This is a genomic window from Pseudomonas sp. McL0111 (assembly GCF_052567255.1).
Genome location: NZ_CP199585.1, coordinates 6,298,657 through 6,321,622 on the forward strand (window position 1 = coordinate 6,298,657; position 22,966 = coordinate 6,321,622).

22 protein-coding genes are annotated in these 22,966 nt (G+C 58.6%); 14 read left to right on the forward strand and 8 right to left on the reverse strand.

Translation table 11 applies throughout. The annotated features are described in order from the left end of the window. Positions 1-410 precede the first annotated feature (410 nt). From ACTWLJ_RS28405 to ACTWLJ_RS28415, 3 genes are all read left to right on the forward strand, one after another. On the forward strand, positions 411-1,775 hold the full coding sequence (locus ACTWLJ_RS28405) for a TolC family outer membrane protein (protein ID WP_401220405.1): 1,365 nt from the start codon (positions 411-413) through the stop codon (positions 1,773-1,775). A 127-nt stretch (positions 1,776-1,902) separates the two neighbouring features. Then, positions 1,903-4,062, forward strand: coding sequence for a type I secretion system permease/ATPase (locus tag ACTWLJ_RS28410; protein WP_445179353.1), 2,160 nt, complete (start codon positions 1,903-1,905; stop codon positions 4,060-4,062). A gap of 137 nt (positions 4,063-4,199) precedes the next feature. Next, a complete protein-coding gene (locus tag ACTWLJ_RS28415; RefSeq protein ID WP_445179354.1) occupies positions 4,200-5,561 on the forward strand; it encodes an HlyD family type I secretion periplasmic adaptor subunit in 1,362 nt (453 codons plus the stop codon). 612 nt (positions 5,562-6,173) lie between these two features. Here ACTWLJ_RS28415 and ACTWLJ_RS28420 read toward each other — a convergent pair. Together ACTWLJ_RS28420 and ACTWLJ_RS28425 are read right to left on the reverse strand one after the other, a co-directional pair. Then, positions 6,174-6,770 carry a tRNA-uridine aminocarboxypropyltransferase gene (locus ACTWLJ_RS28420; protein ID WP_445179355.1) on the reverse strand — a complete coding sequence of 199 codons (597 nt, stop codon included), beginning with the start codon at positions 6,768-6,770 and terminating at the stop codon, positions 6,174-6,176. Positions 6,771-6,788: 18 nt separating this feature from the next. Then, on the reverse strand, positions 6,789-7,682 hold the full coding sequence (locus tag ACTWLJ_RS28425) for a LysR family transcriptional regulator (protein ID WP_007956593.1): 894 nt from the start codon (positions 7,680-7,682) through the stop codon (positions 6,789-6,791). A 373-nt stretch (positions 7,683-8,055) separates the two neighbouring features. Between ACTWLJ_RS28425 and speB the strand changes: the two genes are divergently transcribed. From speB to ACTWLJ_RS28455, 6 genes are all read left to right on the forward strand, one after another. After that, the gene (speB, locus tag ACTWLJ_RS28430) at positions 8,056-9,006 is read left to right on the forward strand and encodes an agmatinase (RefSeq protein WP_401220414.1); all 951 of its coding nucleotides are present in this window, start codon (positions 8,056-8,058) and stop codon (positions 9,004-9,006) included. Between the two features lie 9 nt (positions 9,007-9,015). Continuing rightward, entirely contained in the window at positions 9,016-9,438 is a 423-nt protein-coding gene (locus tag ACTWLJ_RS28435) for a YybH family protein (protein WP_445179356.1), read from the forward strand. A gap of 55 nt (positions 9,439-9,493) precedes the next feature. Next, positions 9,494-10,996, forward strand: coding sequence for a purine-cytosine permease family protein (locus tag ACTWLJ_RS28440; protein ID WP_445179357.1), 1,503 nt, complete (start codon positions 9,494-9,496; stop codon positions 10,994-10,996). Positions 10,997-11,149: 153 nt separating this feature from the next. Next, positions 11,150-12,529: a sodium:solute symporter gene (locus ACTWLJ_RS28445; protein WP_445179358.1), complete on the forward strand. Its 1,380-nt coding sequence runs from the start codon at positions 11,150-11,152 to the stop codon at positions 12,527-12,529. Between the two features lie 86 nt (positions 12,530-12,615). Next, positions 12,616-13,341 (forward strand): MBL fold metallo-hydrolase, encoded by a 726-nt coding sequence (locus tag ACTWLJ_RS28450; protein ID WP_445179359.1) that lies wholly within the window; start codon positions 12,616-12,618, stop codon positions 13,339-13,341. A gap of 42 nt (positions 13,342-13,383) precedes the next feature. Next, positions 13,384-13,632, forward strand: a complete 249-nt coding sequence (locus ACTWLJ_RS28455; RefSeq protein ID WP_008086233.1) for a hypothetical protein — start codon at positions 13,384-13,386, stop codon at positions 13,630-13,632. A 193-nt stretch (positions 13,633-13,825) separates the two neighbouring features. Here the strand turns inward: ACTWLJ_RS28455 and ACTWLJ_RS28460 are convergent, their stop codons facing one another. Continuing rightward, the gene (locus tag ACTWLJ_RS28460) at positions 13,826-13,954 is read right to left on the reverse strand and encodes a PA1414 family protein (RefSeq protein WP_256222727.1); all 129 of its coding nucleotides are present in this window, start codon (positions 13,952-13,954) and stop codon (positions 13,826-13,828) included. Positions 13,955-14,096: 142 nt separating this feature from the next. Further along, a complete protein-coding gene (gene ptrR / locus ACTWLJ_RS28465; RefSeq protein WP_445179360.1) occupies positions 14,097-14,990 on the reverse strand; it encodes a putrescine utilization regulator PtrR in 894 nt (297 codons plus the stop codon). Between the two features lie 104 nt (positions 14,991-15,094). On the opposite strand from ptrR, the gene ACTWLJ_RS28470 reads away from it, so the two are divergent. Beyond that, the gene (locus ACTWLJ_RS28470; protein WP_445179361.1) at positions 15,095-16,276 is read left to right on the forward strand and encodes an MFS transporter; all 1,182 of its coding nucleotides are present in this window, start codon (positions 15,095-15,097) and stop codon (positions 16,274-16,276) included. Here the strand turns inward: ACTWLJ_RS28470 and ACTWLJ_RS28475 are convergent. The 3 genes from ACTWLJ_RS28475 to ACTWLJ_RS28485 all read right to left on the reverse strand — a co-directional run bounded on the left by ACTWLJ_RS28475 (position 16,221) and on the right by ACTWLJ_RS28485 (position 18,707). After that, positions 16,221-17,153, reverse strand: coding sequence for a DMT family transporter (locus ACTWLJ_RS28475; protein ID WP_445179362.1), 933 nt, complete (start codon positions 17,151-17,153; stop codon positions 16,221-16,223). The two genes, ACTWLJ_RS28470 and ACTWLJ_RS28475, sit on opposite strands and share 56 nt — an antisense overlap. A 267-nt stretch (positions 17,154-17,420) precedes the next feature. Continuing rightward, on the reverse strand, positions 17,421-17,825 hold the full coding sequence (locus ACTWLJ_RS28480) for a DUF2177 family protein (protein ID WP_445179363.1): 405 nt from the start codon (positions 17,823-17,825) through the stop codon (positions 17,421-17,423). Positions 17,826-17,870: 45 nt separating this feature from the next. After that, entirely contained in the window at positions 17,871-18,707 is an 837-nt protein-coding gene (locus tag ACTWLJ_RS28485) for a CvfB family protein (RefSeq protein ID WP_445179364.1), read from the reverse strand. A gap of 350 nt (positions 18,708-19,057) precedes the next feature. Here ACTWLJ_RS28485 and ACTWLJ_RS28490 point away from each other — a divergent pair, with 350 nt between their 5' ends. From ACTWLJ_RS28490 to ACTWLJ_RS28500, 3 genes are all read left to right on the forward strand, one after another. Further along, positions 19,058-19,246, forward strand: coding sequence for a hypothetical protein (locus tag ACTWLJ_RS28490; protein WP_016985943.1), 189 nt, complete (start codon positions 19,058-19,060; stop codon positions 19,244-19,246). Between the two features lie 216 nt (positions 19,247-19,462). After that, positions 19,463-20,179 carry a TorF family putative porin gene (locus tag ACTWLJ_RS28495; RefSeq protein WP_445179365.1) on the forward strand — a complete coding sequence of 239 codons (717 nt, stop codon included), beginning with the start codon at positions 19,463-19,465 and terminating at the stop codon, positions 20,177-20,179. A 77-nt stretch (positions 20,180-20,256) separates the two neighbouring features. After that, a complete protein-coding gene (locus ACTWLJ_RS28500) occupies positions 20,257-21,126 on the forward strand; it encodes a DUF6279 family lipoprotein (RefSeq protein WP_445179366.1) in 870 nt (289 codons plus the stop codon). Positions 21,127-21,248: 122 nt separating this feature from the next. Here ACTWLJ_RS28500 and ACTWLJ_RS28505 read toward each other — a convergent pair whose 3' ends face one another. Then, positions 21,249-21,641 (reverse strand): transcriptional regulator, encoded by a 393-nt coding sequence (locus ACTWLJ_RS28505; RefSeq protein WP_445179367.1) that lies wholly within the window; start codon positions 21,639-21,641, stop codon positions 21,249-21,251. 174 nt (positions 21,642-21,815) lie between these two features. On the opposite strand from ACTWLJ_RS28505, the gene ACTWLJ_RS28510 reads away from it, so the two are divergent. After that, complete coding sequence (locus ACTWLJ_RS28510) at positions 21,816-22,556, forward strand: DUF899 domain-containing protein (protein ID WP_445179368.1); 741 nt, start codon at positions 21,816-21,818, stop codon at positions 22,554-22,556. Positions 22,557-22,966 lie beyond the last annotated feature (410 nt).

Here is a 22,966-nt window from a genome sequence, read left to right on the forward strand (position 1 = left end):
AAACAGGAGTGCTATCAAGCACTTCCAGACCCTGATCAATACCACTTGCCCACGGACGCTACGTAACGGTGGTGAATCACCCGAGTGACAAAAAAATGTCGCTCATCTGCCGCTACGCGTCCCTCCCCTTCAGCATTACTTCGCCGTATGTCGCAAAGTGAATGGAACTTTCCTCAAGCCTTTTCGCACTCCCTAAAGCGCATGAAACAAAGGCTTTCGAGGTGAACAATGTGCCGGATTTGGCGGAGCGCATAAGTTTTTTTTGGCATAAGCCTTATGAAAATTTTTTCTTAGCTACGCTTCAGGATGTTCTTAGCTCTGTTGTTACAAGAGTGAAACGCTTAAACCTCAAAATTTCGTCAAATATTTGGCGACAGTAACGCACCATCAGGACTCAGGGAGATGCACCCATGCGCGTTTTAACCCCCCTCTGCAGCGCGGTTTTGCTGGCCATGGCTTGCACTTCCCAAGCCCAGGCCATGAACCTGACCGACGCCATTCAAAGCACCATCGCCACTCACCCGGAACTGGCCTCGCGCGTTGATGCCAAGCTCTCGGCTGATGAACAAGTCAAAGTCGCCAAGGGCGGCTTCTATCCGTCCGTCGATTTGAATGCTGCTTACGGGCGCGGGTATAGCGATAACACCAATACCCGTTCGCTGACGCCAAGCGGTCATAACACTGAAATCCTCAATTACACCCAGTCCGAACTGCGCCTGCGGCAAATGCTGTTCGACGGTTTCAACACCGCCAACGAGGTCGAGCGCACCAAAGGCGTGTCCAACTCGCGGGCTTATTACGCGCAAGGCACCGCTCAGGATCTGGCGCTGCGCACCATCGAGGTTTATCTCGAAGTGCTCAAGCGTCGAGAACTGGTGACCCTGGCCAAGAACAACTTGCAGGCGCACTTGCGGGTCAACGATCAGATCGGCCTGCGCACCCAGCGCGGCATCGGCAGCACCGCGGACTCCGACCAATCGGTAGCGCGTAAGGCGCTGGCGCAAAACAACCTCGACACCGCCGAAGTCGATCTGGCCGACGCCGAATCGAACTTCTACGCCGTGGTCGGGCGCATGCCAGATGAACTGGAAGCCCCCCCATCGACTCGCGGCGAACTGCCGACCAGCCTGCCGGAAGCCCAGCAAAGCATGGTCGAGAACAACCCGTATCTGAAATCCGCGCAGGCCGACGTGCAATCGGCCGAGAGCCAGTACGAAGTCGCCAAGTCGCCGTTCTACCCACGTTTCGATGCCGAAGCAGCGGTGGGTGCGAACAACAACGTGCAGGGCGATGAGGGTCACGACAACGAATGGCGTGTCGGCGTGATCATGAACTACAACCTGTTCCGTGGCGGCAGCGACAAGGCGCGTCTGGCGTCCGATGCGCACCAGATCAATCAGGCGATGGACATCCGCAACAACGCGCTGCGCCAGCTCAACGAGAACATTCACCTGGCGTGGAACGCCATGGTCAACGCCAAGAAACAAACCCCGACCGCCCGCGAATACGCCGAAACCACCAAACGCGTGCGTGCGGCCTATCAGGATCAGTTCGGCCTGGGCCAACGTACCTTGCTCGACTTGCTCGACAGTGAAAACGAGCTCTACAACGCCAACCGTCGCTACACCGAAATTCGCTACACCGAGGAATATTCGATGTACCGCGTGCTGGCGAACATGGGCCAGTTGCTGAGCAAGCAACGGGTGGTGTTGCCGGCAGATGCAATCGCCGCGACCGAAGTGAAAAACGAAGCGCGCTTGCCTGAGTTGAAATGATCTGACGTGGCGAGGGAGCTTGCTCCCGCTGGGTTGCGCAGCAGCCCCAAACACCGATTGACGATGCAGACAGTGTGAGTGCTGCGCACTCAAGCGGGAGCAAGCTCCCTCGCCACAGGCGATCAATATGACCAGCATGGAACCCGGCAACTCCGGGATCGATCCGCGGCTGAGCTTCGATGATCCGTTACTCGACGGTCTGTTGATCCTCTGCAAACTGCATGGCGCGATTGTCAGTCGCGCCAGTCTGAGTGCCGGCCTGCCACTGAACAAACAACGCCTGAGCCTCGACCTGCTGCCCCGCGCAGCGGCCCGGGCCGGGTTGCAGGCGCGTCTGCTGCGCCGCGAACTGAAAGATATCTCGCCGCTCAACCTGCCGATCCTGTTGCTGCTGAAAGATGGCCGCACCGCCGTGCTGCGGCGCTTCGGCGACGACGGCAAGGCGTTGATCCTGCCCAGCGAAGCCGATGGCGGCGAGCAATGGGTCAGCCGCGAAGAACTCACCGAACACTACAACGGCCAGGCACTGTTCGCCCGTCCGCGCCATGAACTGGAAGACCTGCGCTCGCCGCTGGTGCCACGGGTTCAGGCATGGTTTCGCGACACGCTGAAACTGTCGAAATGGCTGTACAGCGACGCGATTCTCGCCAGTTTCCTGATCAACCTGCTGGGCCTGATGGTGCCGCTGTTCGTCATGCAGACCTACGACCGCGTGGTGCCGAATCAGGCGACATCGACCTTGTGGGTATTGGCGATCGGCCTGCTGATCGGCACCGGTTTCGAACTGGTGCTGCGGGTGGTGCGTGCGCACCTGCTGGACACGGCAGGCAAAAAAACCGATGTAATCCTTTCCGCGACTTTATTTGAGCGCATCACCGGCATGTCGATGAAGGCACGGCCGGCGACCATCGGCGGCTTCGCTCAGAGCATTCATGACTTTCAGGGCCTGCGTGAATTCCTGACAGCAGTGACTCTGACCAGCCTGATCGACCTGCCTTTCGTGGTGTTGATGCTGGTGGTGATCGGCTTGCTCGGCGGCTGGCTGGTGGTGATTCCGCTACTGGCGTTTCCGATCACAATCATTTTTGCCCTGGCGATTCAGATCCGCCTGCGCGACACCGTGCAGAAGAGCCTGAGCCTCGGTGCCGAACGTCAGGCCCTGTTGATCGAGACCCTCGGCGGCCTGGAAACCCTCAAAGCTTGCAGCGCCGAAAGCGAGCGCCAGCACAAATGGGAAAGCACCCACGGCGCCCTTACCCGCCTCGACAGCCATGCACGAAACCTCTCGGCGCTGGCAACCAACGGCACGTTGTTCATCCAGCAGTTTTCCGGGATGGCGACCATCGTCGCCGGGGTCTACAGCATCATCGCCGGCAACCTCAGCGTCGGTGCGCTGGTCGCCAGCTACATGCTTGGCAGCCGCGTGCTCGCGCCGTTGGGGCAGATCGCCGGGTTGATCACCCGTTATCAGCAAGCGCAACTGACCATGAAAAGCACCGATGCGCTGATGTCTCTGCCGCAGGAACGCGACGGCAAGCAACGGCCGCTGGAACGCACGCAACTGCAAGGCGCGCTGGACGTCAACGGCGTGACGTTCCACTACAACGGCCAGAACGCCCCGGCGCTGAGCAACGTCAGCTTCAGCCTGAAACCCGGTGAACGGGTTGGCATCATCGGGCGCAGCGGCTCGGGCAAAAGTACTTTGGCGCGGCTGGTGATGGGCTTCTATGAACCAGAGGAAGGTCAGTTGCTGCTCGACGGTCTCGACCTGCGACAACTGGATGTCACCGACTTGCGCCAGCAGATCGGCTACGTCGCCCACGACCTGCCGCTGTTGGCCGGCAGCCTGCGCGACAACCTGACCCTCGGTGCCCGTTACGTCAGCGATTCTCGGATGCTCGAAGTCGCCGAATTGACCGGCGTCACCGAACTCGCCCGCCAGCACCCGCAAGGTTTTGACCGGCCCGTGGGCGAACGCGGGCAATTGCTGTCCGGCGGTCAACGTCAGGCCGTGTTGCTGGCGCGGGCACTGCTGCTCGATCCGCCGATCATGCTGCTCGACGAACCCACCAGCGCGATGGACAACAGCAGTGAAGACATCCTGCGGCAAAAACTGCATGACTGGGTGCAGGGCAAAACGTTGCTGCTGGTCACCCATCGCACCTCGATGCTGAGCCTGGTGGACCGATTGCTGGTGCTGGACAACGGCCGGATCGTCGCTGACGGTCCGAAAGAAGCGGTCATCGATGCACTGCGCAAGGGCCGCGTCGGCTCGGCAGCCGTTTAGATGCGTACAAATAACTGTGGCACCAGAAAATATGGGGCTACCTGCAATTTGTGGAAAGCTCCCTGCTCACAGGCAAGTTTTTTTGGCCACACGTTTGTGGTGCGGTTTGATGTTTCTTAACTGAGGGGTATCGCCCCATGTCTGCTTCTTCAGATGGTAAGTCACGCGGCTACTTCGACAGTTTCGGTAAAAGCGCCGAGGCCGAGTTCATGCCGGAAACTGCCGGCGCCTCGCTGCAGGATTCGCCACGCTGGTCGCGGATTACAGTGTGGCTCGCGGCGGCGTTGCTGATCAGTGCGTTGGTCTGGGCCAAGTTTGCAGTGCTTGAAGAAGTGACGATGGGTGAAGGCAAGGCGATTCCGTCGAGCAAGGTGCAGGTGATCCAGAACCTGGAAGGCGGGATCGTCACCGAGATCTTCGTGCGCGAAGGACAAATGGTGAACAAGGGCGACAAGCTGTTGCGCCTCGATGACACGCGGTTTCTGTCGAACAAAGGTGAGAGCGAGGCCGACCGTTATGCGCTGACTGTGCAAGTCGAGCGGCTGTCCGCCGAGGCTGAAGGCCGGCCGTTAAAACTTTCCGAAGAGGTGATTTCCAAGGCCCCGCAAGTCGCCGAAGACGAGCGTGCGCTGTACGACCAACGTCAGCGGCGGCTGGCCAGCGAACAACGCACGCTCACCGAACAATTGCGGCAGAAGACTCAGGAACTGGCGGAGTTTCGCTCCAAGCAAGGCCAGTACAGCTCCAGCCTGGCGCTGTTGCAGCAAGAGATGAACATGTCGGCGCCGCTGGTGGGAACCGGTGCGGTATCACCCGTGGAAATTCTGCGGCTCAAGCGCAGCGCGGTGGAGATTCGCGGCTCACTGAACGCGACGACACTGGCGATTCCTCGCGCTGAATCGGCGATCAACGAGATCAAAAGCAAGATCGACGAATCGGAGCAGACCTTCCGCTCCGACGCGGCGAAAGACCTCAATCAGAAACGCACCGACCTGTCGAAAATCACGGCGTCGAGCATTGCGATTGATGACCGGGTCAGCCGCACCACCGTGACTTCGCCGGTGCACGGGGTGATCAAGCAACTCAAGGTCAACACCATCGGCGGTGTGGTGCAGCCGGGCAGCGACATGGTCGAAATCGTCCCGCTGGAAGACAATCTGCTGATCGAAGCGAAGGTGCGACCGCAAGACGTGGCGTTCCTGCATCCGGGCCAGAAAGCCATGGTCAAGTTCAGCGCCTACGACTACACGATCTACGGTGGGCTGAGCGCAAAACTGGAACTGATCGGCGCCGACACCATCACCGATGACAAGGGCAACAGCTTCTATTTGATTCAGGTGCGCACCGACAAAAACCATTTGGGCGGGGATGTGAAACCGTTGCTGATCATTCCGGGGATGGTGGCGACGGTGGACATTATTACCGGAGAGAAAAGTGTGCTGGATTATCTGCTGAAGCCTGTGCTGAAGGCGCGGACTGAGGCGATGCGCGAGCGCTAGATCTGGCCAGAATCATTGTTGTTTGGGCTACCGTTATCGCTAGCAGGCTAGCTCCCACAATATCTGTGTCGAACACAAACCTGTGGGAGCTAGCTAGATCTGGCCAGAATCATTGTTGTTTGGGCCACCGTTATCGCTAGCAGGCTAGCTCCCACAATATCTGTGTCGAAAACAAAACCTGTGGGAGCTAGCTAGATCTGGCCAGAACATTGTTGTTTGGGCCACCGTTATCGCTAGCAGGCTAGCTCCCACAATATGTGTGTCGAAAACAAAACCTGTGGGAGCTAGCTAGATCTGGCCAGAATCATTGTTGTTTGGGCCACCGTTATCGCTAGCAGGCTAGCTCCCACAATATCTGTGTCGAACACAAACCTGTGGGAGCTAGCTAGATCTGGCCAGAACATTGTTGTTTGGGCCACCGTTATCGCTAGCAGGCTAGCTCCCACAATATCTGTGTCGAAAACAAAACCTGTGGGAGCTAGCTAGATCTGGCCAGAATCATTGTTGTTTGGGCCACCGTTATCGCTAGCAGGCTAGCTCCCACAATATCTGTGTCGAACACAAAACCTGTGGGAGCTAGCCTGCTAGCGAAGAGGCCAGTCCGAACAACACCTATCTGTCGCCATGATTACGCTGAAAAACCTCCTCCCCCATCGCGGCAATCTGCCCCTCGATCAATGCCTCGAACGGCTTGAGCAGCGGTTCGAATGATGTCGGCGCTTCCAGTGTTTGCAACGCCTGCACAATCGCCTCAATCGTCGACAACGCCCCCGGCCCCGGTGCCTTGCGCAGCCGATAGCGCGAAACCCCACCCTCCGCCAACGTCACCCGAGGCAGCGCCGCCAGCAGCGGATTGAGGTGCAGCATTTTGCGCGCCTTGCGCCAGGTGCCGTCCGGGACGACCAGCAACAGCGGTTCGTCCGATACGGTATAGGCCTGCATCGGCTGCGCATCATCGGCGGGAAACAACAGCCGCGCCTGATAGCCCGGCTGATTCAACAGTGCTGGTAAATCCTCGAATACCTCACCCACAACCAGTTCGGCATTGGTCAACCCCAACGCCGCCAGCCGCGCAGTGTTCAACGCGTGATTGACCTCGCTCGGATGCTGCAACAGCAACACCCGGGTGCGACTGTCGAGGCTGGGGATCAGCAAACACAGGCAATGGGTTTGTGGGCGCAGGCAGCGCGGGCATTGGGGTCTGGACATACTTCTTTTTCCTTCGAGCTACGCCTGATTGAGCTGTGCTTTGAGCAAATCACGGAAAGTCTGAATCAGCGGCTCACGACTGCGGCCACGACGCATGATCATCGAAAACGGTGCCTGATAACCGAAGGTCGCCGGCAGCAACACGCGCAAGTCACCCTTGTCGGCCCACGCCTGTGCGTAGTGCTCCGGCAGGTAACCGATGTAGGCGCCGGACAGCACCAGAATCAGCTGCGCCTCCATACTTTCCACGGTCGCGGCGCTGTGTTTGAAACCGTGACGGGCCAGCTCCGCCTGACTCCAGTAACCACGACCGACCATGCGTTGCTGGGTGATGACCTGCTCGGGAATCCGCCGCTCGTTGAACAACGGGTGCCGGCTGCTGCAATACAGCCAGTGCTGCTCGCGGTACAGCGGCATGTAGACCAGGCCGCTCATGCGCGTGGAAAACGCGCCGATGGCCAGATCGAGGCGGTTGTCCTGCACGCCGAGTTGCAGTTCGTACGGACTCATCACCGATAGATGCAAATGCACCGCCGGGTGTTCCTGGCTGTAGGCGCCGATGGCTTCGGCGAACGGCAAGGCTTTGTCGCTAACGGTGGAGTCGATCACCCCGAGATTGAGCGTGCCGCGCAGTTCGCCCTTGAGCGCAGCGGCGTATTGCTCGAATCCTTCGAGTTCGGCCAACAGGCGCAGGGTTTCCTGATGGAACAGCTCGCCCTTGCTGGTCAGGCTGAACCCGCCCCGCCCGCGATGACACAGCACCAGACCGAGCGCGGCTTCGAGCTGGCTCATGTAGGTGCTGATCGCCGAGGTCGACAGGTTGAGTTCCTGCTGAGCATTGGCGAAACCCTGATGACGCACGACGCTGACGAAGATGCGCAATAGTTTCAGGTCGGGTAAAGCGTTGGCCATGTCTACTCCGATTGCACAGTCATGCACATTGCTTTTGTGGCGAGGGGATTTATCCCCGTTCGGCTGCGAAGCAGTCGCAAATTCAGTGTAATCGGAGTGCCTGATGGACCGAGTTGCAGGAATTGGGGTGGCTTCGCCACCCAACGGGGATAAATCCCCTCGCCACAGATTTATCTTGCCAAATAATCATTGGCACACGGGAAGAAGTCTATCTCCGCCCTCACCATTAGTTTAGAAAAATCTGAACTAAGTATTTGCCCGTAGCGATTCTTCCCCTCCACTACATTTCGCAGAATCGGCCCCACAGCGGTGCCCGGACCTCCCATGAACGGCGCACCGACATAAATAAAACAAAGACGATGAGGCCTTACCCGTGGACAAGATTCTTCACCAACCACTGGGCGGCAACGAAATGCCGCGCTTCGGCGGCATCGCCACCATGCTCCGACTCCCCCATGTACCGACCGCTGCCGGTCTGGACGCTGCCTTCGTTGGCGTGCCTCTGGACATCGGCACTTCGCTGCGCCCCGGCACCCGCTTCGGGCCACGCGACATTCGCGCCGAATCGGTAATGATCCGCCCGTACAACATGGCCACCGGCGCTGCGCCGTTCGACTCGCTGTCGGTTGCCGACATCGGTGACGTGGCGATCAACACTTTCAACCTGCTCGACGCCGTACGCATCATCGAAGAAGCCTACGACAACATCCTCGAACACAACGTGATCCCGATGACCCTGGGTGGCGACCACACCATCACCCTGCCGATCCTGCGTGCGATTCACAAAAAGCACGGCAAGATCGGTCTGGTGCACATCGACGCTCACGCGGATGTGAACGATCACATGTTCGGCGAGAAGATTGCCCACGGCACCACCTTCCGTCGCGCTGTCGAAGAAGGTCTGCTGGACTGCCACCGCGTGGTGCAGATTGGTCTGCGTGCACAGGGTTACACCGCAGATGACTTCAACTGGAGCCGCGATCAGGGCTTCCGTGTGGTTCAGGCCGAAGAGTGCTGGCACAAGTCGCTGGCGCCACTGATGGCCGAAGTTCGCGAGAAAGTCGGCGGTGGTCCGGTGTACCTGAGTTTCGACATCGACGGCATCGACCCGGCCTGGGCGCCTGGCACCGGCACCCCGGAAATCGGTGGTCTGACGACCATTCAGGCGATTGAAATCATTCGCGGCTGCCAAGGCCTCGACCTGATCGGTTGCGATCTGGTAGAAGTCTCGCCCGCTTACGACACCACCGGCAACACCTCGCTGCTGGCCGCCAACCTGCTGTACGAAATGCTCTGCGTACTGCCAGGCGTGGTTCATCGCTGAGGATCGGTCATGAACGAACGTGATCAGGTTTTGAAGGCCGCCGCCGATCTGGTGGCAGCTTTCGCCCGTAACGATCGCGAGGCTTACTTCGGCGCGTTCAGCGCCGATGCGAGTTTCGTGTTTTACACCCTCGAACAACCGCTGCTGTCGCGCGATGCCTATCAGGCGTTGTGGGACAGCTGGCGCGCCGAGGATGGCTTCGAAGTGCTGTCGTGCACGTCGGGCAACGCCTTTGTCAGCCTGCAGGGTGACGTGGCGATTTTCATCCATGACGTGGCCACCGAGCTGCGCATGCAAGGGGAGCAACACTTCAGCCAGGAGCGCGAGACGATTGTTTTCAAGAAACAAGCGTCGAGCCTAGAACAACAAGGCCTTTGGCTGGCCTGCCATGAACATTTGTCCGCAATGCCGGAAGGGCTGCCATCCCCTTAGCCAAGACAGGTGACGCTCACGAACGATGAGCGCGCCTTTATGATCGGAGCAGATCATGAATAACAACAACAACGACCAAAGCCTTACGCAAATTGAAACCCACGGGGTCGAACAGATCCCGGACAACGAACGCACCGCAGGCCCGACGGATTTGTTCCGGATGATCTTCGGTGGTTCCAATACCTTTGCCACCGCCGTGCTCGGCAGTTTCCCGGTGCTGTTCGGTCTGTCTTTTCAGGCCGGCGTCTGGGCGATTGTGTCGGGCGTGCTGCTCGGCTCGTTGATCCTCGCACCGATGGGCCTGTTCGGCCCGATCAACGGCACCAACAATGCCGTGTCTTCCGGCGCACACTTCGGCGTACACGGGCGGATCGTCGGTTCGTTTTTGTCGCTGTTGACCGCCATCGCCTTTTTCTCGCTCTCGGTGTGGAGTTCGGGAGATGCGTTGATCGGTGGTGCGAAACGCCTGATCGGTTTGCCGGAAACCGACCTGACCCTGGGCCTGGCCTACGGTCTGTTCGCGATTCTGGTGCTGACCGTGTGCATCTACGGATTCCGCTTTTTGCTGTGGGTGAACAAGATCGCGGTGTGGAGCGCCAGTCTGTTGTTCCTGCTGGGCATCTTTGCCTTCGCCGGTCCTTTCGACGTGCACTACGCCGGTACCGTCAACCTCGGTCAACCGGGCTTCTGGGCGGCGTTCATCGGTGCGGCGCTGGTGGCGATGAGCAACCCGATTTCCTTCGGTGCGTTCCTCGGTGACTGGTCGCGCTACATCCCGCGCGAAACGCCAAAAGGCCGGATCATGGCAGCGGTGGTGATCTCGCAGATCGCGACATTCATCCCGTTCCTGTTCGGCCTGACCACCGCGACCATCGTCGCGATCAAGGCACCGGACTACATCGCGGCGAACAACTACGTCGGCGGTCTGCTGGCGGTATCACCGAGCTGGTTCTTCCTGCCGGTGTGCCTGATTGCAGTGATCGGCGGCATGTCCACCGGCACCACGTCGCTGTATGGCACCGGGCTGGATATGTCGAGCGTGTTCCCTCGCGTGTTGTCGCGGGTCAAGGCGACGTTGCTGATCGGCGTGCTGTCGATTGCCTTCATCTTCATCGGGCGCTTTGCGGCAAACCTGGTGCAGAGCGTGTCGACCTTCGCCGTGCTGATCATCACCTGCACCACGCCATGGATGGTGATCATGATCATCGGTCTGCTGGTGCGTCGCGGCTTCTACTGCCCGGATGACCTGCAGGTTTTCACCCGCGGCGAGCAAGGCGGACGCTACTGGTTCACCCACGGCTGGAACTGGCGCGGTCTGGGTGCATGGATTCCGAGCGCTGCGGTCGGTTTGTGCTTCGTCAATTTGCCGGGGCAGTTCGTCGGCCCGCTGGGTGAGATGGCGGGCGGAATCGACATCAGTTTGCCGGTGACTCTGGGCCTGGCGTCGGTGGTGTATCTGACACTGCTGAGTCTGTTCCCGGAATCGCGCGAAGTGTTCGGCCCGCAGGATGCACGAAGCGAAGCCACAGTAAAACCTGAACTGCGTCAGGCAGCCTGACGCAAATCCCCTGTGGGAGCGAGCTTGCTCGCGAAAGCGATCTGTCAGTCACATCTTTATTGGATGGGCCGCCGCCTTCGCGAGCAAGCTCGCTCCCACAAGGGAGAATGATTTTGGCCTCAACATAAAAAAGACAATCGGAGACACGCCATCATGGCTTTGGATTTATTCGTCGTACTCATCTACGCCGCCGCGATGCTGATACTCGGCTACTACGGCATGCGCAAGGCCAAGACCAACGAAGACTTTTTGGTCGCCGGTCGTAACCTCGGCCCGACCCTGTACATGGGCACCATGGCCGCGACCGTACTGGGTGGCGCGTCCACCGTCGGCACCGTGCGTCTGGGTTATGTGCATGGCATCTCCGGCTTCTGGCTGTGTGCGGCACTGGGTTGCGGCATCGTTGCGCTGAACCTGTTCCTCGCCAAGCCGCTGCTGAAACTGAAGATCTACACCGTTACCCAAGTGCTGGAAAAACGCTACAACCCGATGGCCCGCTCGGCGAGCGCGGCGATCATGCTGGCGTACGCACTAATGATCGGCGTGACCTCGATCCTGGCGATCGGCACCGTGCTGCAAGTGCTGTTCGGCCTGCCGTTCTGGGTATCGGTGCTGCTCGGCGGTGGCGTGGTGGTTATTTACTCGGCCATCGGCGGCATGTGGTCGCTGACCCTGACCGACATCGTCCAGTTCGTGATCAAGACTGTGGGCCTGATGTTCATCCTGTTGCCAATCTGCCTGTACCGCGTTGGCGGTTGGGACGAACTGGTGCTGAAGCTGCCGGCAGCCGCCTTCAACTTCACCACCATCGGCTGGGACACGATCATCACCTACTTCATGATCTACTTCTTCGGCATCCTGATCGGTCAGGACATCTGGCAACGGGTGTTCACCGTCAAGAATGAAAAAGTCGCCAAGTACGCCGGCAGTTTCGCCGGTCTCTACTGCATCCTCTACGGTCTGGCCTGCGCCCTGATCGGCATGGCGGCACACGTACTGATCCCGGATCTGGACAACGTCAACAACGCCTTCGCCGCCATCGTCAAACTGTCGCTGCCGGACGGCATCCGTGGTCTGGTGATCGCCGCTGCACTGGCTGCAATGATGTCCACCGCCAGCGCCGGCCTGTTGGCTGCCGCGACCACGTTGACCGAAGACCTGCTGCCGAAACTGCGTGGCGGCAAACCGTCGAGCCTGCGCATCAACCGTCTGTTCACCCTGCTGACCGGCATCGTGGTGCTGGGTATCGCGCTGGTAGTTAACGACGTGATCAGCGCGCTGACGCTGGCGTACAACCTGTTGGTAGGCGGCATGCTGATCCCGCTGATGGGCGCGATCTTCTGGAAACGCGCAACCACCGCCGGCGCCATCGCCAGCATGGGTATGGGTTTCGCCACTGCCCTGCTGTTCATGGTCAAGGACGGTCTGGACGCCAACACCCCGATCTACTACAGCCTGGCTGTGGGTCTGGTGAGCTTCGTGGTGGTGAGCCTTTTTTCCCGCCGCCCGGCGACCGTGGCGAGCGCGATCTAAGCTTTGATGTAACGACTTGATGCTTTCTTCGACGGGTGTGGCGTCGGTTGCCACACCCGTTTTTTTTCGTCTGGAGAAAACCGTTGATGAAGATTGTTTCCCGCGATCAGTGGTTCGAAGTGCAAACCCTGAGCGATGGCATTCGCCTGATCCACGAGCCGTACATTCGTCCGTTCTACCGCTGCAATCTCTGGCACATTCAGGGCCGCGACAAGGATCTGCTGCTCGACAGCGGCTCCGGGCTGGTCAGCCTGCGCGAGCAGTTGCCGTGGCTCACCGAGCGGCCGCTGGTGGCGGTGGCCAGCCATTGCCACTTCGACCACATCGCCGGCCATCACGAGTTCGCCGAACGTCTGGTGCATCCAGCCGAGGCGGACATTCTTGCCGCACCGGACGGCGAGAATGATTTGAGCCGCGCTTTCGTTGGCGACGACATGTTCGAAGCGCATCCGGACTGCCCGCTGTGCTACGCCGAATACCGGGTCAAAGCCGCGCCGGCCACCGGTTTTGTCGATGATGGAGATGTGCTGGATCTGGGCAATCGCGCGCTGCAAGTGCTGCACACGCCGGGGCATTCGCCGGGCGGCATCAGTTTGTATGAGGCGACGACGCAAACCCTGTTCAGCGGCGACATCATCTATGACGGGCCGTTGATCGAAGACGCCTACCATTCCAATCTTGAGGATTACGCCACGAGTCTGCGGCGCTTGCAGGCGTTGCCGATCCGCACAGTGCATGGCGGGCACTTCGGCAGTTTTTCCGGTGAGCATTTGCGCGCAATGATTGACCAGTGGTTGCGCCAACATTCGTGAGGCCTGCTGTACTCAGTCCAGACAACCACTGAAATATCTGCCATGAGAAGAGCCGCCGTGCGTGCCGCCGTCCACAGGTTCATCCGACGCCTGCTGGAAAACCGCGAATTCAACGACCACACCAGTCTGGTGCAGTTGGGGTTGGAGAAGGCGGATATCGAGGATTTGATCTTCCATCTGGAAGATGAATTCGGACTGACGGCATTCACCGCTGAAGAAGATCGCATGCTCAAGACCGCAAAGACCGCGAATGACCTGAGCCGGTTTTTGTTGGAGATCGGGCGACATTGAGAAGAAGTGCCAATCACTTCTTTCAGGACACTGAAGATCACTGTGGCGAGGGAGCTTGCTCCCGCTCGGCTGCGCAGCAGTCGCAATCAAGCAAATGCCATTTATCTGATAAACCTGCGCTGAATGGTTTTGGGGCTGCTCCGCAGCCCGGCGGGAGCAAGCTCCCTCGCCACAAAAGCCCCGCGACAGTGGATTACCGGCGACGCGGCTGACGCCGGCGTTGCTCGTCATCGGTACGAATCGGGATCGGTTGCATAGGCGGTTCGATCAAGCCGAGGGCGACACCCAAATCATGCAGCCAGTTTTGAATTTTCTCTTTCATCGTCATGCCCCCTTCAGGGTGGTGCTGAGCGGCCGGAATTCTGAGGCCGCTTCGCACTGATAATAGTCCGAAGTCCTACGCAATGCTCGGCGAAATCCGCAATGATCTGTTACTGAATGGAACAGAATTCAGATCCTTTGGTTCAAGCCGTTTGCCGGGTTTCATTCGCAGCCACGGGATAGAGCGCTTGCTGCTGTTCAATCCACGCATTGAGGTTGGCTCCGACCATGCCTTTGCGCCACATGAGCCATGTTGTCGCACTTGCGAATGGCTCGGCCAACGCATGCACCGCAACGCTTTCACGCCCCGGCAGACTGGCGAGCATCGACTCCGACATCAACGCCACACCACTGCCGGCGATCACGCAGGCGAGCATGCCTTGATAGGATTCGATCTCCATCGCCCGGCCCATCGCGGCCTGGTAATGCACGAACCATGACTCCAGACGCGCGCGGTAAGCGCAGCCATGGCGGAAGGTAAACACTGCCCTCCCCTCGACTTCTTTGGCACTGCGAACCGGCGGATGATCCGCCTCGGTAATCAGCACCAGCCGCTCGTTGCACAGCGGCACGCCGTCGAGCCCGGCCAGCTGCGGCGGGCCATCCACCAGCGCCGCATCGAGACGGCCGGTGAGCAAACCTTCAAGCAGCTCGCCACTCGGACCGGACTGCACTTGCAGATTCACCGCCGGATATTGTTTGTGATACCGCGCCAGCAACGCCGGCAAATGGATCGCGGCGGTGCTGTAAAGCGTGCCCAACACAAAATCCCCGGCCGGTTGCCCGCCCATTACTGCCGCACTGGCCTGATCGCGCAGGGCAAACAATTTGCCGGTGTAGTCCAGCAAAACCTTTCCCGCTGGCGACAACTGCAATCGCTGACGCTCACGAACGAAAAGCTCTACCCCTAATTGCTCTTCGAGTTGCTTCAGGCGCGTCGAGAGGTTGGATGGCACCCGATGCAGGCGTTCGGCGGCGCGAGTGATCGAGCCCTCCTCGGCCACAGCCTGGAAAATCCGCAGTTGGCTGAATTCCACAGCTATTCTCCATAACAGAACAAGTTTCTCACTATTATTCAATTTTAATGAAAGTCAATCAGTTCTAGCCTGACGGTCATTGCTCCTTCGATGGAATCCAGACCATGTCGCCGCTGATTCGCTTGTCCGCCAGTTTCGTCGCCCTGATGCTCGCCATGGGCATCGGGCGTTTCGCCCTCACGCCGCAATTGCCGCACCTGCTCAGCGAGGGCCAGATCGACCTGACTGCCGCCGGTCTGATTGCGGCGGCCAACTACCTCGGCTACCTGATCGGCGCGGTGGATGCGATGTTTGCGCGCCGCCCGCAACAGGTGCAGCGTCGGCTGCATGGCGGGTTGTGGCTGTGCGTGCTGCTGACGCTGGCGTCGTTCTGGGCCAACGGTTTCTGGTCGCATCTGTTGCTGCGTTTTGGCACTGGTGTGGCGAGTGCGTGGGTGTTGGTGATGATCACCACGCTGAGCCAACCGCTGGCCGCGGCGGCAGGTCGGCCACGGTTGGGCGCGCTGGTGTTTGCCGGGCCGGGACTGGGGATTTTTCTGACAGGGTTGCTGGCGCTGGTCTCACATCTGTTGCACCAGACGTCTGCCATGCTATGGCTGATTTATGCAGCGGTCGCGTTGCTGATGTTGCTGGGGATCTGGCGGATTCTGCCGCAACCGGTTATCGGCGCTGCGCCTGTTTCTCATGGCGCCAGTCCGTCGAATCGCGGCATCCCTCGACTGGCATGGGTGTATGCCTTGTACGGCGTCGGCTACATCATTCCGGCGACGTTTCTCTCGCAGATGGCCAATGCGCAGTTTTTCGGGCAATGGCAGGCCGATCTGTTTTGGCCGTGCTTCGGCCTCGGTGCCGCCATCGGCGTGTTTTTAGTGAGCCTGCGTCGGCATGACCCAGACACCACGCGTCACTGGCTGATGGCTACTTTGTGGCTGCAAGCGGCCGGGGTGTTTGCTTGCTTGCTCGGCAGCGGCTGGGGTCTGGCGCTGGGGGTGATGTTGTGCGGCACGCCGTTTCTGGCCTGCATGCAACTGGTGATGCAGCGCTCCCGCGAACTGGCGCCCCACGCAACCCAGCGCAACGCCGGGCTGCTCACTGCATGCTTCGCCATCGGCCAACTCAGCGGGCCATTGCTGGCGGCACTGAGCAGCCATTTCAGCGGCGGCCTGCAACCGGCGCTGGTGATCGCCGGCAGTGGTTTGCTGATCGCCGGCAGTCTGGCGATGCAATCGCCTACTGCTGACCGAGGGCTTTGCGCAAACGCCGACGCACCCACTGTTCGGCGCTGACGAACGTGATGCCGAGCAACACCAGCACGGCGCCGATGATGAAGTTCAGGCTCAACTCTTCGCCGAGCAACACCACGCCAAAGGTCACGCCGAACAGCGGCGTCATGAAGGAAAACACTGCAAGGTTGGCCGCCAGATAACGGCGCAGCAGCCAGAACCAGGTCAGGTAACTGAAGAACGACACCACCAGTCCCTGAAACAGAACGCTGGCCACCGCCACAGTGGTCAGGCTGACGTGGGTGATCTGGCCGCTGAGCAGGGCAATCGCCAGCAGACCGACGAAACCGACAATCAACTGATAGAACAGGGTCAAGGTTACCGGTGCTTCCGACAATCGCGAGGCGCGCACTACCACGGTGGTCGCGCCCCAACTGGCGCCGGCCAATACGCCAAGGGCATCGCCCAGCAGCATGCGCCGGTCGAGGTTGTCCCAGGAGACGCCACCGGCAAACGCGATCGCAATGCCGACAAACGCGAGGAAAATCCCCAGCCATTGCACTGGCCGCAAGCGCTCGCTGGGTAGCAGGAAATGCACGCCCAACGCGGTGAAAATCGGCGCGGTATAGAGGAACACCGACATGTGCGCGGCGGTGGTCAGCTGCAAACCTTCGGAGATGAAAAAGAACTCCAGACCGAACAGCGCACCGGCCAGCAAGCCCCCGCGCCAGGTGCTGCCGACCTGATCCCAACCTCCCTTCCAACAGAGCAGCAGTCCGACCAGCAATGCGGAAATGCCCGAGCGTCCGGCGGCCTGCATGACCGGCGCAATGTCTGGCGCCGCCCATTTGATCATCACCTGCTGTACGCCCCAGATCAGGCACAGGCCGATCATCACCTGCAAGGCAAAGCTGTCGGCATTGCGCCGACTGACACTCACCGCAACACCTCGAACACACACAACATGGCAGCCATCCAATGGTCGAAAAATAGTGGGATGGATTATCAATCAGTCGAGGAGAAAAAGCCGTCTGAAAAAGACTCTTTGTTCTTCTGCAGCGTCAGCGGTGAATGGTTGTCGGCTGCGCCGCCATTCGCGGGCAAGCCCGCTCCCACAGGTTTTTGTGGGTGTTCACAAATATTGGGTACGGCACGGACACTGTGGGAGCGGGCTTGCCCGCGAAGAGGCCAGCACTACCTGCAACAATCAAGGATCAGACCTGATAAACCGTGTCGCCACAAAAAAACCAACCGTACAGGCGATCGCCGTAGCAACCACTCCCCAGGCCCAATCCATCAACGTCACCTGCCCCGACCAGCCACGCAACGTCGCCAAATTGGTCAGGTCATAAGTGCCATACGCTACCAGTCCCAACAGCGCGCCCATTTTCGCCGCCCGCTGCCAGCTCATGGCCGGCAACACCACAAACACCACACAACCAAAAACGTACAGGCAATAAAAAACCGCTGCCGGAACCAGCAACGGTTTTTCGAGCATCAGCGAACCGAGCAGTTCGCGATAAGTGGGCGCCATCAGCACCCCGAGCCAGAGCCCGTCGAGCAAAAGAAACATCACCAGTGTGGCGACGTAGGCTATCAGCGCTTTTTTCATCTGCCCGACCTCTTGTGTGCCCATGCAACATGGGCCACGCAAGACTCAGCTTAGTTCAATGCGATCCGCGTGAATGACGATCTTGCCGTCCTTGTACAGCGAACCGATGGCCTTCTTGAAGTTGCCCTTGCTGACGCCAAACAGGCTGCTGATCAGCGCCGGATCGCTCTTGTCGCTGACTGGCAAAGTGCCGTTGTTGTCACGCAGCTTGGAGAGGATTTTCGAGCTCAGGCTGCTGGCCGCTTCCTGTCCTACCGGTTGCAGGCTCAGGCTGATCTTGCCGTCGGCGCGCACTTCCTTGATGAAGCCCTTCTCCTGCATGCCGGCACGCATGAATTTGAAGATTTCGTTCTTGTGAATCAGACCCCAATGCTTGTTGTTGATGATCGCCTTGAAGCCCATATCGGTGGCTTCGGCAACCAGCAAATCAACTTCCTGACCCGCGCTGTAGGTAGCCGGAGTCTTGTCGAGGTAGCGATCCAGACGCGCAGTGGCGGTGATGCGGCGGGTGTGTTTGTCGAGATAGACATGCACCACGCAATATTCACCGGCAGTCATCTGACGCTTTTCTTCGGAGTACGGCAGCAACAGGTCTTTCGGCAGCCCCCAATCGAGGAACACACCGATGCTGTTGACTTCAACAACTTTCAAACTGGCAAATTCACCGACCTGAACTTTTGGCTTTTCAGTGGTGGCGAGAAGTTTATCTTCGCTGTCCAGATAAACAAAAACATTGAGCCAGTCTTCATCTTCGCTTGGAATATCTTTGGGGATATAACGATTGGGCAGCAGAATTTCGCCGTCCGCACCGCCATCCAGATATAAACCGAAGTTAGTGTGTTTAACCACTTGCAAACTGTTGTAGCGCCCGACTAAAGCCATTTCCAATACCCTCATTGCGTGGGCGGCATTCTACCCGTTTTTGCCGGCCCCGTTCGCCGCGAGCGACGCCAACGTGAGAAAATCTGCGGGAAGCCTCGGGTTTGCTGATCTGCGCGCCGCTTGGCAGCCGCTCGTCAGACCGCAACGCGCCTTGACGGGCATTTTCCCGCGGTACGAATTTCGCCAATCTGCATAAATGTTGTTATTTAAAACAGTGAGTTAGCGAACGGTTTCGAATAATCATTCGAGATTAATACACTGGCGCACTGGGTTATTCCCGGGGATATTTACCAAGCAATTGTCAAGTATTTCCTGTACGATGCCTGGCCGAGTTACTTTTCTACAGGTTAATGGCCGCCATGCGTGTAAAAGCATCCACCAGCAAAGCAAAGCCAGCTCCAGCCGTTGAAACCAGCGAATCGATCAACGATCAGATCGCAGCGTTCCTCAAGTCCGGCGGCGAGATCCAGCAAATTGCCAAAGGCGTCAGCGGCCAGACGTTCGGCCCGTCCAAGCAGATCAGCCTGGGCAAGAAGTAATACCGGTTATACACCCGTCCTGAGGCGCTTTGAGCTTCGAAGCGCCTGGACTGGCACCCGCGCAACACCCTCCTCGTTTGAAACAAATAAACAATCATTCTTTAGAAATCGACGAACGGCCATCAATGCCGATCATTCGCCGGTATCCTTGCACGCGTCTAGATCAAGCGTTTCAGCAGGCTCGCAGGTTTGCCCTCGCTGTTCATGGAGTGACGCATGCTCAAACCTTCCTGTTTATTGCTCGCGGGCCTGATGGCTTGTTCGACTGCGCACGCGCAGGTTTTCCAGCGTGAACTCGGCGACTTCGACCTCAAACTCGGCACCACACCCAGCCGCAGCATGGCTCAGGGTCTGGTCAAGCCATCGGCGGCTGGCTCCTTCCACGGCGGCCTCGATCTCAGCCACGACAGCGGCCTCTATGTCGGTCAGTACGCACCGAGCATGGGCATCACACCGGGCAAAAACCTCGAAATCGATTCCTACGCAGGCTTTAAACAACCCTTCGATCAAAACCTCGGCTACGAAATCGGCATGATCCACTACAGCTATCCCAAAGTGGAAACACTCGACAGCCAGGAACTGTTTGGTGGTCTGTCCCTGCTCGGCAGCCGTTTCGGTGCCGCCTTCAGCAACGACCCGGATAAACAGAACAGCACGCTCTTCGCCGACCTTGGCGGCAATCAGCCGTTCGGCATCGGGATCAGCATGAAATACACCACCCATCAGTTGAACTCACCGGTTTCGGTGGACGGCGGTTACGTCAGCAGTTTCAACGATTGGTCGGTAAAGCTTTCCCGGCCGTTCATGGGCATCGACCTCGATCTGATCTACAGCGACTCAAATCTGAGCGGCAGCGATTGCTCGGCCTACTCCGGGCGCAACAGCCAATGCGACGGGCTGGTCACGCTCAAGGCCGAACGCGCGTTCTATTGATTGTCTGAACTGCCGGGCCCATCCTGCGCTCACATAAGAATCAGATTCCGAAGCCAGGCTCACGCAAGGATTCGCCCATGTCTCGCTGGTTCAAACAGATTGCCACCCTGCTGGTTTTCACCCTCGCCCTCGGCGCTTGCAGCCGCGTGGGCCTCGCCTACCGCAACCTCGACGTGATCATTCCCTGGACGCTCAGCGACTATCTGGACATGACCGGCGAGCAAAAAGGCTGGTTCAACGAACGTCTCAAGGAACACCTGACCTGGCATTGCACCACACAACTGCCGGGCTATCTCGACTGGCTCGACCGCTTGCAGACCATGGTCGAAACCAACCAAGTCACCGACGCCGCACTCCAGGCGCGCACCGCCGAGGCCAAGAAGGCAATTGCCGAAACCGCCAGGGAAATCACCCCGTCGGCCATCGAGTTGTTGCAGGGGCTGGATGACCAACAAGTCGCCGAGATGAATGACGCTTTCGCCAAGGATTTGCGTAAACGTCAGCAGGAATACCTGAAGCCACCGCTTGCCCAGCAGATCGCCGAGCGCGGTGCGCGCATGGATAAACGCCTTAATGACTGGCTCGGGCCGCTAAGCGCTACTCAGGAACAACGGGTGATGGCTTGGTCAACAGCGTTGGGCGATCAGAACACCCAGTGGATCGCCAACCGTGCGCACTGGCAGCAGCAATTCAGCGCGGCAGTCGCGCAACGCCAGAGTCCGGAATTCCCACAACGGATCGAGACGCTTCTGGTCAATCGCGAGAGTTTGTGGACAGCGGATTACCGCGTGGCCTACGCCAACACCGAAGCGCAGGCGCGCTCGCTGGCGGTTGATCTGATGGCGCAAAGCACACCGCAACAGCGGCAGCGGCTGTTGAAGAAAATCGAAGGGGTACGCAAAGATTTCAACGATCTCAAATGCCTTAAGGCCGCACAAAAACCTTAAGACACATACACATCAAATGTGGGAGCGAGCTTGCTCGCGAAAGCACAGTGTCAGTCACCAAACATGCCACTGACACACCGCTTTCGCGAGCAAGCTCGCTCCCACAAGGCTTTGTGACCAACTCAGGCAATCTGCGCCTTGGATGCCACTTCATCAAACGTAGCCTCACTCAGCGCATCTTCCTGCTCATCCAGCACCTGACGCGGATGATCATTGCCGGGAATGCTGCTATCGATCAGGCTCAACAGGCTCGCACCGCGCGGGGTCAGTACAAAATTGTTGCCAGTGCTGCCCTCCTCATCCGGACGAGGCGCGATGTACCCGCGCAAGAGCAGCAGCCTTTCATATTCACAGGCCAGCGTTTTCAGGTGATCCAGATTCTCGATCGGCTCACCGGCGCTGGCTTTCTGCGCCGCATAATCCTCGGCATAAGCGCGAGGGGCGAAGCTGTGGCCCGCACTGTTCTGCACTTCATGCAGCAAGCGTTCAATCAAATCCCAGTTATAAGTCGTCATCCTGATACAACCTCCGGTGCGCGTGATTAATGGCGCGTTCATAGGTTGTGACCGGAGTGGGCCGAAGCCGTTCAGCCGCATTTCCCGCGCCGACCGACCGGCGGTCTGTCGATTTGCCTGAGGGTTAAACGACTAGTCTGAAACAGACGGTTTCAACCCGCAGGAGAAATCATCATGAACGTCGAGAATCATCCGGTGGTATCGCGCGAGGAATGGCTCGCCGCCCGCAAGCAGCATCTGGCCGACGAAAAAGCCTTCACCAAGGAACGCGACCGCCTCAGCGCTGAACGCCGTGCACTCCCCTGGGTCAGGATCGACAAGGACTACCATTTCCAGGGCCCGAACGGCGAACTGAAGCTGGATGACCTGTTCGGTAAACACAGCCAGTTGGTCGTTTATCACTTCATGTTTGCCAAGGATTGGGAAGAAGGTTGCCCGGGCTGCTCGTTCCTCAGCGACCACATTGATGGCGCCAATCTGCATCTGGCGCATCACGATATTGCCGTGGTTGCGGTTTCCCACGCACCGTTCAGCGAGTTTCAAGCGTTTAAACGGCGGATGGGCTGGAAGTTTGACTGGGTGTCGTCAGAGGGTTGCGACTTCAACTATGACTTCGGTGTTTGCGCGCGGGCTGAAGATGTCGCTGCTGGAAAGGCTACATACAACTACGAAAAGACTGACAGCGCCGAGGAAGAAATGCCGGGGCTGAGCGTGTTTTATCGCAATGAAGCCGGGGAGATTTTCCACACCTATTCCATGTATGCGCGTGGACTGGACATGCTGGTCGGCGCCTACAACTACCTCGACCTCACGCCCAAGGGCAGGAATGAGGAGGAGATCATGGAGTGGGTGCGGCATCATGATCGGTATGAGTCGGCAATGAAGTCCAAATGCTGCCATGAGAAGGAAGGTTGAACGACTCGAGCAAAGCCCCGGCCCTGTGTTCGCTCGCTGTTCATTGCCCTTGCTCCCAAAAAACGGTGAGTTCGCCTCCATACCTGAGTTTCGTCTAAACCTGCTCTCGCTCGAAAAATCGGCAAGACCAAGTTTCATCACTTTCATGATTGAAGCGTGGCCAGCACCCCTTGGATTAGAAGGCTAACTTGTTTCTTTTATATAGGAGGAAAACTTGCCACCTCCTTGGTCTACATGTAGCCGACTGCATTTTGGGCAACGATAAACCGTAATAGCCCCCGCATCGATAACCTCATAAAATTCTTCTTCAGACACCCAACGCTCTGAAAGCGCAGATCCTATTTCATCGATCTTCTGTTCAGAAACCAAAGACAACTCGGACTCTGAGGTACCTTGAGACAAATTGATTA

Bases quoted from the DNA above. Each gene is read 5' to 3' on its own strand.
- ACTWLJ_RS28425 (WP_007956593.1), bottom strand. From the start codon at position 7,682: ATGGCCAACGCTTTACCCGACCTGAAACTATTGCGCATCTTCGTCAGC.
- ACTWLJ_RS28415 (WP_445179354.1), top strand. From the start codon at position 4,200: ATGTCTGCTTCTTCAGATGGTAAGTCACGCGGCTACTTCGACAGTTTC.
- ACTWLJ_RS28490 (WP_016985943.1), top strand. From the start codon at position 19,058: ATGGCCGCCATGCGTGTAAAAGCATCCACCAGCAAAGCAAAGCCAGCT.
- ACTWLJ_RS28485 (WP_445179364.1), bottom strand. From the start codon at position 18,707: ATGGCTTTAGTCGGGCGCTACAACAGTTTGCAAGTGGTTAAACACACT.
- ACTWLJ_RS28410 (WP_445179353.1), top strand. From the start codon at position 1,903: ATGACCAGCATGGAACCCGGCAACTCCGGGATCGATCCGCGGCTGAGC.
- ACTWLJ_RS28495 (WP_445179365.1), top strand. From the start codon at position 19,463: ATGCTCAAACCTTCCTGTTTATTGCTCGCGGGCCTGATGGCTTGTTCG.
- ACTWLJ_RS28445 (WP_445179358.1), top strand. From the start codon at position 11,150: ATGGCTTTGGATTTATTCGTCGTACTCATCTACGCCGCCGCGATGCTG.
- ACTWLJ_RS28405 (WP_401220405.1), top strand. From the start codon at position 411: ATGCGCGTTTTAACCCCCCTCTGCAGCGCGGTTTTGCTGGCCATGGCT.
- ACTWLJ_RS28440 (WP_445179357.1), top strand. From the start codon at position 9,494: ATGAATAACAACAACAACGACCAAAGCCTTACGCAAATTGAAACCCAC.
- ACTWLJ_RS28460 (WP_256222727.1), bottom strand. From the start codon at position 13,954: ATGAAAGAGAAAATTCAAAACTGGCTGCATGATTTGGGTGTCGCCCTC.
- ACTWLJ_RS28505 (WP_445179367.1), bottom strand. From the start codon at position 21,641: ATGACGACTTATAACTGGGATTTGATTGAACGCTTGCTGCATGAAGTG.
- ACTWLJ_RS28480 (WP_445179363.1), bottom strand. From the start codon at position 17,825: ATGAAAAAAGCGCTGATAGCCTACGTCGCCACACTGGTGATGTTTCTT.
- ACTWLJ_RS28435 (WP_445179356.1), top strand. From the start codon at position 9,016: ATGAACGAACGTGATCAGGTTTTGAAGGCCGCCGCCGATCTGGTGGCA.
- ACTWLJ_RS28455 (WP_008086233.1), top strand. From the start codon at position 13,384: ATGAGAAGAGCCGCCGTGCGTGCCGCCGTCCACAGGTTCATCCGACGC.
- ACTWLJ_RS28500 (WP_445179366.1), top strand. From the start codon at position 20,257: ATGTCTCGCTGGTTCAAACAGATTGCCACCCTGCTGGTTTTCACCCTC.
- ACTWLJ_RS28420 (WP_445179355.1), bottom strand. From the start codon at position 6,770: ATGTCCAGACCCCAATGCCCGCGCTGCCTGCGCCCACAAACCCATTGC.
- ACTWLJ_RS28510 (WP_445179368.1), top strand. From the start codon at position 21,816: ATGAACGTCGAGAATCATCCGGTGGTATCGCGCGAGGAATGGCTCGCC.
- ACTWLJ_RS28470 (WP_445179361.1), top strand. From the start codon at position 15,095: ATGTCGCCGCTGATTCGCTTGTCCGCCAGTTTCGTCGCCCTGATGCTC.
- ACTWLJ_RS28450 (WP_445179359.1), top strand. From the start codon at position 12,616: ATGAAGATTGTTTCCCGCGATCAGTGGTTCGAAGTGCAAACCCTGAGC.